Here is a 13,846-nt window from a genome sequence, read left to right as displayed (position 1 = left end):
GCCTGCTCGAGCCGGTTGATGTAGCTTTGCAGCGCCAGCTTCTGTGCGGGATGTTCGAACTTCAGGGTGGAAAGCCAAGTGCGGTAGCGGAGACTCCACGCCTTGCCGGTCGCACGGAAGCCGTGTTTGAGGATGAACATCTGGATCAACGCCCGGCCGGCGCGGACATCCTGTGCCGCTACCTGCCGGGCGCGAACCAGGTCGCGCATCGCCTCGTGCGTCGTATCCGGCACCCATACGAACGTCAACTCGCCCGAACGCAGGAGACGGGCAAGCATCATGGCGTCGCGCGTGTCGTTCTTGACCCGGTCGCCGGGACGCTTCGGCGTATGGCTCGGCGCCACGATCCGGCACGGGATGTCCATCCCCGCAAGTTGCCGGTAGATGCCATAGCCGCAGGGACCAGCCTCGTACGTCACCTCGATCCGTCCGTGCTTTTGGGCAAGTTTACGGATCATGCGGGCGATCGCGTCCGGCGTGTTGGTGATCGTCCCGATCATCCGGATCTCTCCATCCCGGCCGCTGTTCGCCACCGCGACCGAGATGCTGTCCTTGTGAACGTCGAGACCTACGAAAGCGTCGAAGCTGTCCATGGCTTGCTCCATTGGCTGCAAGCCGTTGTCGGGAGCGCGGCTTGCTATCGCTCAAGGCGATCCTGCCAGCCATGCCGGACGCCGCAAATGGTCATGCCATCTGCTGCTGATCAGTCGACATGCGCACATACTGTGCCGCCCTAATCTTGGACGGAGGTGATTGTCCTTTGACGGGCTCGTCCCACTTGATTACCATCATGACCTGAAGATCGCCCTAGCAGCCCGCTATGCTGCTCCTGCTCTATAGTTGGAAAGGGTCGGCAGCATGATTCCGAAAAGCGGCAGGAGACTGCCCCCCGTGAGAAACTTGCCGAACGAGTCGGAGTATCTGGCGCGGATACGCGACGCGATCCGCGAGGAATTGGGCGGGATGGGTGCACCAACCAAGACCGTCATGCGATGGACGGGCGCGTCGGAAAGGACGGCACGCAATTGGATAAACGGATCGGCAGGGCCGAGCGGCTATTACCTCGTATGCCTTGCGCGCGAGTCGGACGCGGTCCTGCTCGCGATGCTGGCGATGAGCGACAGGAGCGAAATGACGCTCCTCGCCGACATCCATGCGGCAGAGGTGGCGCTCGCGAAGGCGGTCGGAGCTCTCGAGATGCTAAAGAGGCAGCGCACTCGGGGGCCGTAGGACCGCAGATACCGGTCGATCGTCTTAGCCGCCGGAATGTCCGAATGGCTTTTGCGCCCCAGGATCGTTGATCAAGGCGCGGCCAACTTGCACGTATAAATTCGAGCATACCGCAAGCGGTCTCGATGAGGCTAACGCGCCGTGTAGCCTCGAGCCAATGACGTGCCTCGTCATCTTGATGGGCGAATGGATGCCATAGCCGACGACGGCAGACCAGCTATGGGCACTACCGGAGCAGATGGGGGCGGCCAGCGTCCCCTAGCCGATATCGACGTCACTTCGCCGCGCTGCTGGCGGTGTGGCCGCGGAGGCTCTCCCGCCTGCCATGCCGATCACGATCGCAGCGGACATGGCCATCGTCATGACGCCGATGCTCAGAGGCATGCTGAGCACAGCTGGCCATCCCATGAGATGGTCGCGACGTGTGCCATCGCGATCCCGGGGAACAGTCCCCAGAGGGCGCCGCAGGCTGCGAGCATGAGGTTCTCGATCACGACCTGGATCGTCACGTCTCTGGCCAGGGCGCCCATGGCGAGACGTGGCGCCCGGACCGTATAATGTCGATGCGGAAGATCCTGGTCTCTCCGCTGCGAAGCTCCCACGCGCCTTCCAGCCCCCTTGCCGTCGCAGGAGTCGATTCAAGGGCAGCAGGACGAGCAGGAGGCACGAGCGGGTCCTTCGGCTACCGGCTTGATCCGTTGAACGTCGCACCGACATTCTGACACCTCCGTGGTGGTTCCGATCGGCCAGGGAGTACTCCCCTGCCTATTGCAGCAGCCACCGCTTTCGCAGCTCGATCGCGCATAGTGCCATTGCGCGAGCGTCGCCCATGATGCCGACCGCTTCATAGGCCTTGAACACCTCGAAGTCGGGCACCGCCGTAAGGGCTAGCGCCAAGGTCTTCTCATCGGCGTCGGTCTTGATCCAGAGCATGGTCGGCGCCCTATGCTCAAGGCCCGCGCACGCAAGTCCCTCCTGCATGAATTGTGGCCCTCGATGGCACAGGCACGGGGATCATCTCGGCAAAACGATACGGTGCCACTTGGCACCTTGAGCGAGCGGGAACGTGACAGGGTGGTGTCGCCGATCCACGCACCCTGGCCGCGGACGGCGGCATCGGATGGTTGACCTGTGCCGAGCGTTTCGCCGTTCCACGTCTTCGATAGGCTACACAGTACCTGATGGATCGGTGGTCCAGGCATCCGCGGCTTCCAGCGCTCGAGTCTGGAGTCCCCGCGCATCTTCCCCTACGGCGACGGCGCCTCGAGATTGCGCGCTGGATGCTTGTTGATGGGATGCAGCTAGACTGATGGGAGCGAAACTGGGCCGTGCCATCCTCATGCCGAAGGCTAATCATGCACTGATCGCTTGGGGCAGGGTGGGGACCCTTTTCTAGTCTAGAGGTGGCAGCCGATGGCGAAGATGAGCGCCGCCGGTAGCCTGTGGGTCGTGGACCCGAGGCCGAGCCGAGCCGCCGGGGAGTGCAGCGAGAAGAAGGGCGGTCAGGATGCACAGCTTCACCGCTAGCCTGCCGATCCAGGGCCAGTCGTACGTTGGAGTGGCCGACGCTTCGCGATTGCTCATGCCCCTCCACTAAGTTTCGCCGCGCAAGCGGCTGCATCCGGCCTCCATCGGCCTCTCGCGGCCACGCGCGGCTCATCGCTTTTCATGTCAGCGACGGGCCGGCGATGACGTATCACGGTCTTCGCTGGATCCTCCGACACCGTCCGATCCTGGGGTCGGACGTTCTTCCAGCATCATCCGGTAGCCGTCCAACAGCATCATGCGGACGTTTTTCACATCGACCCGCAGACGATCCGCTATTGCCGGCTCGGATAGCCCATCCAAGCGGAACAGCCGGACCGCGGTCGACATCGGCTCGGGCATCATCGAGATTACCTTCCGAAGAACATTCGGTTCTGACTCGTCCGTCCGGTACATCGCCTCTGCATCATGCTCCGACCCTCGCCAGGGTTCTGGCACCGAGCGTCGGGTCGCGATGCGTTGCTCGGTGGCGAGTTCGTTCGCCAGGCGAAGCAGGAACGTTGAGGGATCGCCGGCCACACGGACCGCCTGCCGTTCGACCCGCGCCTGCATCCGCGACAGCAGCTCGTCGGCGGCCCCCGTATTGCCGAGGCGAGCCACGAGCAGGCGACGGATCGTCGTCTTCGTTCTCCGAAAGTCTTGCTGCATCTCGTCCGCGGTCATCGTGTCCCGCTCACGGTAGGACATGCGAGATGCCGCAAGACGGCAGAACCATCGTCATCGTTCGGGAGATCCGCGTCCGAGGGGGCGCCAGCGGACATGCTCTCGTTCGTCTTTGCTGATCTGCGCGGGTCCGACATCTTTCTCGTGTCGCTCCCCTCATCGACAGGCGGGAAGCTGGATATCGATCCCGTCACGTCGGACCGCATATAGCTAATGGCAAACGGCATCCGTCCAGATCGACCTGACTCGTCGTCACGTCAAGATATCGTCGCCAAACTGTCCTCTGCCGCCGGCGGCGCGGCAAGCGGTCACAGCGAAGTCTTCGGGCGTTCGACGAGAGGTCCCGATTCGCTCGCGGGGCTTCTCCAAACGCATTGCCGGTCAAGCAGGTCGTCGGTCGAGCCAGCGGGAATCGAAAACCGGACTCGTCTGCTCAGCCGTAATCGGCAGATCGCCTCCAAAATTGCCGCTCGACGTCAAGCGCTTGATATTAAGCAGAAATCCTGGTCGGCGATCAATGAAGATGATGGCGCAGCATCTTTGATTGGTTAGCGTCACTTACTGATTTTCAGACTGTCACACTAAAGCAAAAGGTGATCAATATAAATAAATCTTTGCGCGTTTATCATGACGTTAGTCGCTGCGACCTGCCAAGCGGGCGCTAGTTGCAACAACAGCATGTTGACCAAATATCACATAGTAAAATATCGCGACTTCGCCGACAAATTATCGGTATTCGAAGTGGGGGTTTCATGAAGAAGATGAATTTGGCTGCCACGGTGGCCACGGCAGCGATTGCATTCGGCTGCGCATCGCCGTCCTATGCCAGGGGCTGCATCACTGGCGCTTACGTGAATAGCGCCCAGGTGTCGTATACGGGGTCGGTGACCGCCGCGCAGAACGTCAGCCTCTTTCCCGACTCGACGATTTTTTCGCCGAACGGCGTCTACAAGCTGATCTTCCAGAAGGACGGCAACCTAGTTCTCTACAAGAACAACACCAAGGCCGTGTGGGCCGTGGACGTTCAGAATTGCGCGCCTAGTCCGAACATGTCGGTGCGCGCCCGGTTCCAGCCCGATGGCAACCTTGTTGTCTACTACGCGAAGCAGAACGACGTCCTGCACGAGTTTTCCGTCTGGGATACCGGGACCGACGGGCACCCCAACGCTCGGCTCGCCGTCCAGAACGACGGCAACCTCGTGATCTACGATTCGAATGGTCGTGTCCTGTGGGCGATCTTCTGATCCACTAGATCGGAGGGGAGTGTTGCCGCTGACGAGCGGCGGCACTTCCCACCTTCGTAGGGCGACGCGATGGTTCGGCGCCTAGTGTCCGTCGCCCCCTGCAGGAGCATGGCATGCTCGCGACATTCGGCACGATCGCGCTCGTCGGGAGCGGACCGGTCCGCCCGCAGTCCGCCGTCGCGGCCCCTGTCGGCGTTCAGCGTGCCGGCCCTCTTGGCACGGACGACATCGTCGTCCTGGGGCGGCGCCCCGCCGAGCCGCCGGCCGATCTGGAGATCGGCGAGGGCGAGATCGCGGCGAGCGGGGCCGACACCATTCGAGAGCTTCTCGGGGATCTCCAGCCCTTCCTCGATCCGACCGGCAATCCCACGACGCTTCTCGTGAACGGAAGGCTGGTCGGCGCCGATGACGGTATCGCGAACTTTCCAGTCGAGGCGCTGCGTAAGATTACCGTGCTGACGTCTGCCGCCGCACGTAAGTTCGGAGGCCGTGCAGACGGGCGGGTCGTCAATCTCGTCCTGAAGTCGAAGTTCGCCAGCACCGAGGTGGAAGGCGCGGTGAACGCAGCGACTGCCGGAGGTCAGTCGGGTGGGAACCTCGGCGTCTCGCGAAGCGCCATCGATGGCGATGCGCGTTGGACCGCCGGACTTCAGTTTGGCCGCCAGGGCGAACTGTCGAAGTCCGCTCGCTCGATACCGGCGACGACAGACCCTGAGGACCGGCTCCCGACGCCCGGCTTCTCCCGATCGAGGGAGGCGAGCGGCTCGACCGAAACTCTGCTGCCCGCAGTGCGCAGTGCGGCCGCGAACGTCGGCGTCACGCAGCCCGTGGGACCCTTCTCCGTCTCGCTCGGCATCGACGCCTCGTCGACGACCAGCGAGGGCAGCGCGGGGCTGCCGACCCTGTTCCTGCCGGACTTCGATATGGCCAGGACACCGTCGTCTGCGAGCGGGATGCTGGTCACCGGGGTCGTCCCCCTGCGCAGTCGGACGATGCAGGAGACGCTGGGCACTTCGATGTCCCTGTCCGGGATCGCGTCGGGAACGCAGATCAACGTCGCCGCTTCGCTTTCCGGCAGTCGTGGCCGCGCGATTGCCGATCTTGGGTTCGACGACGCCGGTCTGGACCGGCTGAGGGCTGCGGAGGGGGCAGGCGAGGGCGGAACCCTGTACTATCGAGAGGCCTATGCCGGCACCAGAACCAGGTCGCGAACGATCAATTCGAACTTAAGGTTCTCGGCCCAGAGGGCCATGTTCAATCTGCCTGGCGGCCCCATGTCCTGGAGCGTGTCGGGATCGATCGCAGGCGGTCGATCGTCGTCGACCGTCGAGGCTCTCCGATCGAGCTCGTCTTCGGCGTCGCGTTTCGCTCAGGAGGGAGGTCAGATCTCGGTGAGCGCCCCGCTGTCGGGCGTCGGCGCCTCCTTCTCGGCGCTCGGCGACCTCGCACTCGATCTCTCGCTTGATCGCCAGAAGTCGCGCGCAACGCCCGCGGAACTGGGATACGGCGCCGCGCTTGCATGGTCGCCCCTGCCGGAGATACAGTTGAGGGCCTCCGGCGATCTCTCGCACAGCTCGCCGTCCCCCGATCAGATTGCGTCGTCGTCCATGACGTCGATCAGTCGAATCTACGACTATGCGACCGGTCGCTTCGTCGACGTGCCCTGGACGACTGGCGGAAATCCGGATCTCGTGGAAGGGACACAGACCAGCGTCATGCTGGGCGCCACTGTCCGTTCGGTCGAACGTCCGGATCTGAGCCTCAACGTCGTCTATCGACGGTCGGACAGCACCGGCGGCGCATTCGCGTTTCCCGAACTGACGCCGCTCATCGAAGCGGCCTTCCACGACCGCATAAGGCGGGATCCGTCAGGCTTGCTGCTTTCCGTAGACGCCCGCCCCATACGGATCGAGCGGCAACGCGACGCCACGATCTCCTCGACGATTACCCTTCGGTCCGGCGGGCGCCCTTCGGGTCGATCTTCGAAAGAGCGTATGTTGTTTGGCATAGTCCTCGGCCATCAGTTCAGACTCCTCAACGAGATTGTCGTCCGGACCGGGATGCCTGTGATCGACCGGCTGGATGGCACCGGAGCGTCTCGCCATCAGCTGGACCTCAGGGGAACCGTGGGCCGCAGATCCTTCGGCGGAAGCGTGACGGCGGCATGGCGAAGTCCGTCCTGGATACGGGGTGATGATCGCCCCCTCAGGCTGTCCTACCCCATGCTGTTCAACGTATCGGCCTTCCTCGACTTCGGCCGCGTGCTCGGTGGCGCGAAGGCGCCTGCCTGGACCAGGCGGATGAAGATGTCGGTAGACGTGACGAACCTCCTGCGCGGCTACCGGCACGCGCGGACGCCGAATGGATCGACCGCTCCCGGTTTCACGGGGGACGAGGTGGATCCGCTCGGTCGCTCTATACGACTTTCGCTCAGGAAGCAGTTCCAGTAGCCGCCAGGATCCAGAATGCCTTCCAGGAAGACGACATCGATGCCCGAGACCTGCGTTCCAGCCGATGAGAGGAAGCCGTTCGCGCAAGGCGAGGGGACCGGCTTGAGCCGTGGCGCATGGTCATGGGCATCGATCGGCTACATCCTCGCCATAGCCATCTTCTTCCGCGTCCCCCTTACCAGCGGTTTCGATCTCGGCTTCGGCGACCGTGGCGACGGCATCATCGAGATCTCGATCCTGGAGCATTGGCGCAACGTCCTAAGCGGCGTGTCGGCATGGCGCTCGTCCTTCTACTTCCATCCGTACGCCGACACGCTCGGATACAACGACGGCTACCTGCTGTATGGAATCGTCTATTCGTTCTGGCGCCTATTCGCCGATCCGTTCCACGCGGACACGCTGAACATCTTCACGTTCAAGACGATCGGATACGTCGGCTCCTATCTGTTCGTGTACCGGACGCTTGGCTGGGGGCGCGGCGCCGCCGTCCTGGCCGCGGTGCTCTTCACCGTAGCGAGCAACATCTCGCTGCAGGCGTGGCACGCACAGCTGCAGAGCGTGGCGCTGCTCCCCGTCGCTCTCATCCTCGCCGTCTCGACGGTCCGTGCGGAGGCGTCCCGGCGGAGGCCGAAGGCCATGCTTCTCTCCGTGGCGCTGTCCGCCCTAATGGCGGCGTGGCTCCTGACCTCGTACTACATGGCGTGGTTCACGATCTTCTCGGCCTGCCTCTACGTGCTCTGCCGAGCCGTCCTTGGCGGAACCTGGAAGCCCAGGGACGTGATTGCATTCGTGAGATCGCACGTCCTGACGATTTCGGTCGGGATGGGTGCGTTCCTGATCATGATCGTGCCGTTCCTGGCGGTGTATTTGCCGAAGGTGCGCGAGACGGGCGGCGAGGACTATTACGAGATGCTCGGCTATCTGGTCACGCCGCTCGTCGACATGATCAACGTCGGTCCCCAGAACTACATGTGGGGCTGGATCTTCCAGCCCCTGCTGGCGCTGGTGCACCGTCTGCTGCCGGACGATCCTGCGCTGCCGGGGCGCGTGCTCCGCGGCGAGCACGAGGCCGGATTTCCAGTGATCATGTTCCTGCTGGTCGTGACGAGCGCCTGGCGGGTGATCGTCCATGGCCGGCTTGCCGACGGAAGCCGCTCGTCCGTCGAGCTTCGCTCCTTCGCGCTCGCCATGATGATCGCATGGCTGCTCACCGTCCAGCTCTGGGTCGCATCGCCCTGGGGAATCGTGTTCGAGCTGGTACCGGGCGCGAAGGGCATGAGGGTCGTATCGAGGTATCAGCTCTGGCTAACGCTCCCCTTTCTGCTGATCGTGATCGCCGTATGGCGTGCCAGAGCAGCCGAGATGGCGCGCCGGTCTCCGGTGATGCTTGCCGTTTTTGCAGGCCTCATGGTGGCGGAGAACCTTAGTGCCGAGACCGCGGCCCAGCTCAGCCGATCGACCCAGCGCGCGGCGCTGTGGAGCATACCGACGCCTCCGGCAGGCTGTTCCGTCTTCTACGTCACCTCGTCGCGTCGTAGCGAACCGATCTACCTTAACGAATACATGGACGATCGCTATCCGCACAACGTCGACGGGATGCTCTTGGCGGAGATCTGGAGGAAGCCGACGATCAACGGGTTCTCGACGTTCAATCCGCCGGACTGGAACTTCGCGAAGCCGAGGGATCGCGACTACGACGCCAGGGTCATGGCCTACGCTGCGCAGCACCGGCTTCGGGAACTGTGCCGGCTCGACGTGAGGCAGGCCGCGCCATGGACGCACATGCATCTCCAGAGATGACAGGCGCCCTTGCGCTCGAGGTGCCGCGCTGGGTCGCCGCATCGAAGGCCAGCGTCGTGGTGATCGAGAACGTGCCGCCGTTCCTCGCCTCGCCCCAGTGGCGCGAGCTCGCCGCTTCCCTGGAAGCGCTCGGCTATGTGGTCGCCACATGGGTTCTCGATGCCGCCGAGCACGGTGCGCCTCAGCTGCGGCGTCGCGCGTTCACGGTGGCCTCGTCCGAACACGATGACACCACATCCGATGCCGGAGATGGTCACGACGGTAATGGGCGAGTCCCGTTCCCCATCATTACTGGTTCGGTCACGGTCGACCTGAAGCGACATAACGGAATAAATGCGCGACGAACGCAGGATGCTCATGCGGAAGGCGAATGTCTACGGCTTGCCCGCTTGATCGCGTCAGTGAGGTGTTGAGCGCGACCGTCGCGCCGCCGAGCGCTGGACCAAGGAGAAGGTGCTGGTCAGGCTCTGACGATCCTGATCGATTCTGACTCTAGGATACGACTGGAGCGCCGTCAGCGGCATGACTATTGTATCTACGACGGCATGCGGCTTTCCGACATAAGATCTTCGGATGACGAAGGACCAGTCATCTTGGGCGTGTAGGACGCGGTGGAAATCTCGACAGGGAACGGAACTCGAACAGAAGCGCTGTTTCATAGTCGATCTGACCTGGGGACCGATCCCAATGTCGATAGACAAGACCGTTCAGCGGTCGGGGGTTTAGTTAATGAAGGTTTTTATCAGTTCGCTGATTTCGGGGTTCGGTCCTTATCGGGACGCAGCTCGTAGAGCCGTGACGACTCTACGCAACGAAGCCGTCATGGCCGAAGATTTCGGTGCGCAGCCAAACTCGTCCCAGATAGCCTGTCTGCAGGGCGTCCGCTCGGCTGATGTCGTCGTGCTCGTCCTAGGACCGGACTATGGGTTTGTTCCGCAGGGCTCGGCGATTTCCGCGACGCACCAGGAGTATCGGGAAGCCCGCGAGACAAGACCCATACTTGCGTTCATCCAGCAGGGTATCGATCCACAGCCGGAACAGAAGGCATTCATCGACGAGGTTCAGGCTTGGGAAGGCGGCCTCTTCCGTAGCGGCTTCACCGACGCTTCGGACCTTCAGGACGGCATCACCCGTGCTCTTCACGACTACACGCTAGCCAACGCCGTAGGTCCGGTCGACCAGGATCAGCTCGTCTCCCAGGCAATCGGCCTGATCCCGCCAGACCGGCGCAACAACAGTCCTTCCACCACGCTTGAAATAGCGATCGTCGGAGGTCCCACGCAGCGCATACTGCGCCCGATGCAGATGGAAGATCCTGCGTTAGGGGAGCACATGGAGCAGTCGGCGCTTTATGGCGACAATCGTCTTTTCGATCGTACGAAGGGCAGCGCGGTGCAGCTTGACGGATCGGACCTCCTTGTCAGCCAGGAGCGGGGTGCCTCGATCCGTCTCACCGAACAGGGGGCCATGCTCTTCCGCCTTTCCCTAGAAGACACTGTAACCCGAGATAGAATGGGCGGTTTCCGTGGGTTGATGATCATCGAAGAGGTCGTCCGTGCGCGACTCGGTGCGGCACTCGGTTATGCGGCGGCGGCGACCGAGAGGATCGACCCAACGCAGCGCCTGACGCACCTTGGGGTGGCATGCCACATCACAGGCGCTGAATACCGGGCTTGGCGGACACGGGCTCAACAGGCAGCCAGTGGCGGTTCTATGCAGATTGGAATGGGTCAGGAGGAGCGTCGTCCTATCACGATGTGCATACGACGGGCCGCCCTACGTCTGGACAGGACGCCCCTCATCGAGGACATCCTCGTGCCACTGCGTCGTCAGTTCTCAAATTAAAGCGATAGAAGGAGGACCGCGAGGACAACCTCGTCCTGCAGTTCGTCGCAATCCAAACTGTGGTTCTGAAAAAATGAGCAGGCTTTCGTGAAAGCCGGCAGGGAAGTGGTGCCCGGGGACGGATTCGAACCGCCGACACTGCGATTTTCAGTCGCATGCTCTACCAACTGAGCTACCCGGGCAGGGTGGAAAGCGAGGATGCTCGCGATCGGAGCGCGGCCTTTAGTCAGCGGAATCGATGCTGTCTACCCCGTCTTTCTCTTCGTCCTTCACCGGCAGGCGATATCCCTCGCCAAGCCATTGCAGCAGATCGCGGTCGCGGCAGCCGCGCGAGCAGAAGGGCGTGTGTTCCGGCGTCGCCGGTTTGCTGCAGATCGGGCAGGTCTTGTCGGTCATGCGCAGTCCAGTCGGTGGGTGACGCCGGTGCGGCGGGCGAGCTCCGCCAGCCAGTCGGGGTGGCTGGTCAGGCAGGCGTGGACCGCGGCCGGCAGGCGGTGGTGCAGCGGGCTGCCCGGCGGCTCGCGTTCGAGCCGGCGCAGCGTCGCGCGGGCGGCGGCACCGACCGGGTCGGCGCGCAGCAGCTCGGGCAGCGAGGCGCGCGGGCGGGGGCGAACGATTTGCAGGAAGCCGAAGCCGTTGACCGCGGTGCGCTCGAACGGCGGCGGCAGGGTGGCGTCGATCGCCTCCGCCACCGCCTGCCGTGCCGCCTTGTTGGCGAGCGTCGGGAAGTCGATGCCGATCGAGCCGCCGATCGCGTGGCGCCGAATCGCCAGTGCGACGGCGCGCGCAGCGGCGATGGCGAGCGGATCAAGCGGCGGCGGCCCGTCGACGTCGAACAGCGTCATCGCCGGGGTCGGCGACATCCGCAGGCCGCCGAGGGGAAAGACGATCTCGCCACCGGTCGCCTCTTCGAGCAGTTCGGACCAGCCGGCCGCTTCGAGCGCGTCGGGTTCGTGTGGCCGCAGCGTGCGGACCGGCAGGCCGGTGGCGTGGAGGCGGGCGAGCAGGTCGGGGCCTTCGCCGAGCGGCGCATCGCTGGCGACGGCGCGGGCGGGTTTGGCGCGGCCGGCTTCGGGGATCGCCTCGCGCACGATCTGGACGGTGAAAGCGGCGCCCTTGGTGATGCCGGGGGGGATGCGCGCGATCACCGCGTCATGGCCGGCGATGTCGAGGCGGCCCATGCCGCCGGCGGTCAGTTCGACCAGTCGCGCGCGAGCGACGGAACCGAGGCGGAGCGGGTCGGGCCGTTCGATCGCGGCCTCGACGATATGGGCGTCCTCGACCAGCGCGGCGCGCGCTTCGCCGATGCCGGCCTCATAGAGCCACTCAGGCAAGCGGCAGGCCAGCGGTGCGCAGCAGCGCGCGCGTCTCCATCAGCGGCAGGCCGACGACGCCCGAATGGCTGCCGTGGAGGAAGCGGACGAAGGCCTCGGCGCGGCCCTGGATGGCATAGCCGCCAGCCTTGCCCTCGCCCTCGCCACTGGCGACATAGGCATCGATCTCGGCGGCATCGAGCGGGCGGAAGGCGACGATCGTGTCGGACAGGCGATGGCGCAGCGTCCCCGCGGTGTCGATCACCGCGACCGCGGACAGGCAATGGTGGCGGCGACCGGACAGCAGCGCCAGCATGCGGCGCAGGTCAGCCTCGTCCGCCGGCTTGCCGAGGATGCGGCGGCCGACCGCGATCGTGGTGTCGCCGGCGAGGATGACCTCGTCCGGTGCACGGTCGACCGCGCGCGCCTTGGCGCAGGCGATGCGCAGCACATAGTCGCGCGGACGTTCGGCAGGCAGCGGCGCCTCGTCGATATCGGGCGCGGTGATCCGGTCGGCGACGAGGCCGAGGCGGCCGAGCAGTTCGCGGCGGCGCGGGGACGAGGAGGCGAGAACGAGCGACACGAGAGTCGCGGCCGCTTATTGCGGGCCGGGACCGCCGCGACCGGGCATGAAGCGGTAGGTGATCCGCCCCTTGGTCAGGTCATAAGGGGTGAGTTCGACCAGCACCTCGTCGCCGACCAGCACGCGGATGCGGTTCTTGCGCATCTTGCCGGCGGTATGTCCGAGAATTTCGTGATCGTTTTCGAGCTGGACACGGAACATCGCGTTGGGGAGCAGTTCCACCACGCGGCCGCGCATCTCGAGCAATTCTTCCTTGGCCAAAAATCAACCTCTATTCGCGTGCTTCGGGCGCGCCCTTAGCGCAGGCTGCCGAAAAAGGGAAGCAATGGGGACCGGCGTGCGGGCGCCAACTTCACAAAGTTCACGCATATCGCCGTCGGCAACACCATGGATGTGGGGAGCGCGGGGCGGTTCGGCAAGCGCATGGCGTCGGAACGCGTCGCGGGACCGCCCGGCCCGGGGGGGACAGTCGACGATGGCAAAGAGCAAATCGGGAGGATGGCAGATCGTCGGCGTGTAGGACAGGCCGGATTGCTTTGCAGGCCGCCCCGAACGCAGATGTACGTCTAGTTGCTGAAGCTAAGTTCTTACGCTGGGTTATGTTTTGCCAGAAAAGCGCCCATGGCCTTGAGAAATTCCAGCCGGTCTTCGCTGCGGGTGAAATGGTGGTCGCCTAAAGGTTGTTCGATATATTCATAGGGTTTGCCCGCCGCCTTCAACGCTTCGGCCATCTGCCGCGATTGCTTGACGGGGACGCGGCGGTCGGCCTTGCCGTGCATCAACAGGACGGGGATCGACACCTGATCGGCGGCGAAGCGCGGTGAGACGCCATGCAGATCCTGCGTGCGCTTGCTCCAATAGCGTCCCAAGGTCTTGCCGTTGAGGAGTTGCGCGTTGCGGCCTTGCCCCCAAACCCGCGTGAGGGGGGATGACCGGGGCCATGGCAGGCTGCAAGTGCGGATTGGAAAGTGCCTGATATTGCTATCGTGGCACCGCAATGATCGAGCGGGTGACGGTGGCCATCGTGACGGCTGCCGACGTTTCGCGCATCATGGATCGCGCGTCATCCATCGGTCCCGGCTTTCGGCGGGATGACGCGCGGGGGGCGTCATGGGCGCCGTCCCGTCATCGGGGCGCCCCCTCCCGCGCCCAAGGCTATCGCATATGAGAATT

Annotated in this window: 15 protein-coding genes and 1 tRNA gene; 7 read left to right on the top strand and 9 right to left on the bottom strand. The window is 64.0% G+C overall.

Annotated features, from left to right (window positions below; genetic code table 11):
- Positions 1-593: IS110 family transposase (locus tag AC07U4_RS18095; RefSeq protein WP_495196369.1), on the bottom strand; the 593-nt coding region annotated here is incomplete at its 3' end.
- A gap of 265 nt (positions 594-858) precedes the next feature.
- Between AC07U4_RS18095 and AC07U4_RS18090 the strand changes: the two genes are divergently transcribed.
- The gene (locus tag AC07U4_RS18090; protein WP_495196368.1) at positions 859-1,230 is read left to right on the top strand and encodes a hypothetical protein; all 372 of its coding nucleotides are present in this window, start codon (positions 859-861) and stop codon (positions 1,228-1,230) included.
- Positions 1,231-1,995: 765 nt separating this feature from the next.
- Here AC07U4_RS18090 and AC07U4_RS18085 read toward each other — a convergent pair.
- Positions 1,996-2,163, bottom strand: a complete 168-nt coding sequence (locus tag AC07U4_RS18085; RefSeq protein ID WP_495196367.1) for a hypothetical protein — start codon at positions 2,161-2,163, stop codon at positions 1,996-1,998.
- Between the two features lie 738 nt (positions 2,164-2,901).
- Positions 2,902-3,438 (bottom strand): RNA polymerase sigma factor, encoded by a 537-nt coding sequence (locus tag AC07U4_RS18080; RefSeq protein ID WP_495196366.1) that lies wholly within the window; start codon positions 3,436-3,438, stop codon positions 2,902-2,904.
- A gap of 213 nt (positions 3,439-3,651) precedes the next feature.
- Between AC07U4_RS18080 and AC07U4_RS18075 the strand changes: the two genes are divergently transcribed.
- From AC07U4_RS18075 to AC07U4_RS18050, 6 genes are all read left to right on the top strand, one after another.
- Positions 3,652-3,990, top strand: a complete 339-nt coding sequence (locus AC07U4_RS18075) for a hypothetical protein (protein WP_495196365.1) — start codon at positions 3,652-3,654, stop codon at positions 3,988-3,990.
- 200 nt (positions 3,991-4,190) lie between these two features.
- Complete coding sequence (locus AC07U4_RS18070) at positions 4,191-4,682, top strand: hypothetical protein (protein WP_495196364.1); 492 nt, start codon at positions 4,191-4,193, stop codon at positions 4,680-4,682.
- 113 nt (positions 4,683-4,795) lie between these two features.
- Positions 4,796-7,132 carry a hypothetical protein gene (locus AC07U4_RS18065; RefSeq protein ID WP_495196363.1) on the top strand — a complete coding sequence of 779 codons (2,337 nt, stop codon included), beginning with the start codon at positions 4,796-4,798 and terminating at the stop codon, positions 7,130-7,132.
- Between the two features lie 39 nt (positions 7,133-7,171).
- The gene (locus AC07U4_RS18060; protein ID WP_495196362.1) at positions 7,172-8,932 is read left to right on the top strand and encodes a hypothetical protein; all 1,761 of its coding nucleotides are present in this window, start codon (positions 7,172-7,174) and stop codon (positions 8,930-8,932) included.
- Positions 8,905-9,345 carry a DNA cytosine methyltransferase gene (locus AC07U4_RS18055; protein ID WP_495196361.1) on the top strand — a complete coding sequence of 147 codons (441 nt, stop codon included), beginning with the start codon at positions 8,905-8,907 and terminating at the stop codon, positions 9,343-9,345. The genes AC07U4_RS18060 and AC07U4_RS18055 overlap by 28 nt, the downstream gene beginning before the upstream one ends.
- A 316-nt stretch (positions 9,346-9,661) precedes the next feature.
- Positions 9,662-10,777: a DUF4062 domain-containing protein gene (locus tag AC07U4_RS18050; protein ID WP_495196360.1), complete on the top strand. Its 1,116-nt coding sequence runs from the start codon at positions 9,662-9,664 to the stop codon at positions 10,775-10,777.
- Between the two features lie 106 nt (positions 10,778-10,883).
- On the opposite strand, the gene AC07U4_RS18045 is transcribed toward AC07U4_RS18050, so the two are convergent.
- The 6 genes from AC07U4_RS18045 to AC07U4_RS18020 form a co-directional block, all read right to left on the bottom strand.
- Positions 10,884-10,959, bottom strand: a tRNA-Phe gene (locus AC07U4_RS18045).
- Positions 10,960-10,999: 40 nt separating this feature from the next.
- The gene (locus AC07U4_RS18040; protein WP_081974399.1) at positions 11,000-11,173 is read right to left on the bottom strand and encodes a DNA gyrase inhibitor YacG; all 174 of its coding nucleotides are present in this window, start codon (positions 11,171-11,173) and stop codon (positions 11,000-11,002) included.
- A complete protein-coding gene (locus tag AC07U4_RS18035; RefSeq protein ID WP_495196359.1) occupies positions 11,170-12,111 on the bottom strand; it encodes a ribonuclease in 942 nt (313 codons plus the stop codon). The genes AC07U4_RS18040 and AC07U4_RS18035 overlap by 4 nt, the downstream gene beginning before the upstream one ends.
- Positions 12,104-12,673 (bottom strand): Maf family protein, encoded by a 570-nt coding sequence (locus AC07U4_RS18030; RefSeq protein ID WP_495196358.1) that lies wholly within the window; start codon positions 12,671-12,673, stop codon positions 12,104-12,106. The genes AC07U4_RS18035 and AC07U4_RS18030 overlap by 8 nt, the downstream gene beginning before the upstream one ends.
- 15 nt (positions 12,674-12,688) lie before the next feature.
- On the bottom strand, positions 12,689-12,934 hold the full coding sequence (infA, locus tag AC07U4_RS18025; RefSeq protein ID WP_017977808.1) for a translation initiation factor IF-1: 246 nt from the start codon (positions 12,932-12,934) through the stop codon (positions 12,689-12,691).
- Positions 12,935-13,260: 326 nt separating this feature from the next.
- Entirely contained in the window at positions 13,261-13,671 is a 411-nt protein-coding gene (locus tag AC07U4_RS18020) for an alpha/beta hydrolase family protein (protein ID WP_495196357.1), read from the bottom strand.
- Between the last annotated feature and the right edge of the window lie 175 nt (positions 13,672-13,846).

The sequence above is a fragment of the Sphingomonas sp. GW821-FHT02B09 genome, from assembly GCF_059421875.1.
This window is presented reverse-complemented; position numbering and strand designations above follow the sequence as displayed.

Bases quoted from the DNA above. Each gene is read 5' to 3' on its own strand.
- AC07U4_RS18090 (WP_495196368.1), top strand. From the start codon at position 859: ATGATTCCGAAAAGCGGCAGGAGACTGCCCCCCGTGAGAAACTTGCCG.
- AC07U4_RS18085 (WP_495196367.1), bottom strand. From the start codon at position 2,163: ATGCTCTGGATCAAGACCGACGCCGATGAGAAGACCTTGGCGCTAGCC.
- AC07U4_RS18080 (WP_495196366.1), bottom strand. From the start codon at position 3,438: ATGACCGCGGACGAGATGCAGCAAGACTTTCGGAGAACGAAGACGACG.
- AC07U4_RS18075 (WP_495196365.1), top strand. From the start codon at position 3,652: ATGGCAAACGGCATCCGTCCAGATCGACCTGACTCGTCGTCACGTCAA.
- AC07U4_RS18070 (WP_495196364.1), top strand. From the start codon at position 4,191: ATGAAGAAGATGAATTTGGCTGCCACGGTGGCCACGGCAGCGATTGCA.
- AC07U4_RS18065 (WP_495196363.1), top strand. From the start codon at position 4,796: ATGCTCGCGACATTCGGCACGATCGCGCTCGTCGGGAGCGGACCGGTC.
- AC07U4_RS18060 (WP_495196362.1), top strand. From the start codon at position 7,172: ATGCCCGAGACCTGCGTTCCAGCCGATGAGAGGAAGCCGTTCGCGCAA.
- AC07U4_RS18055 (WP_495196361.1), top strand. From the start codon at position 8,905: ATGGACGCACATGCATCTCCAGAGATGACAGGCGCCCTTGCGCTCGAG.
- AC07U4_RS18050 (WP_495196360.1), top strand. From the start codon at position 9,662: ATGAAGGTTTTTATCAGTTCGCTGATTTCGGGGTTCGGTCCTTATCGG.
- AC07U4_RS18040 (WP_081974399.1), bottom strand. From the start codon at position 11,173: ATGACCGACAAGACCTGCCCGATCTGCAGCAAACCGGCGACGCCGGAA.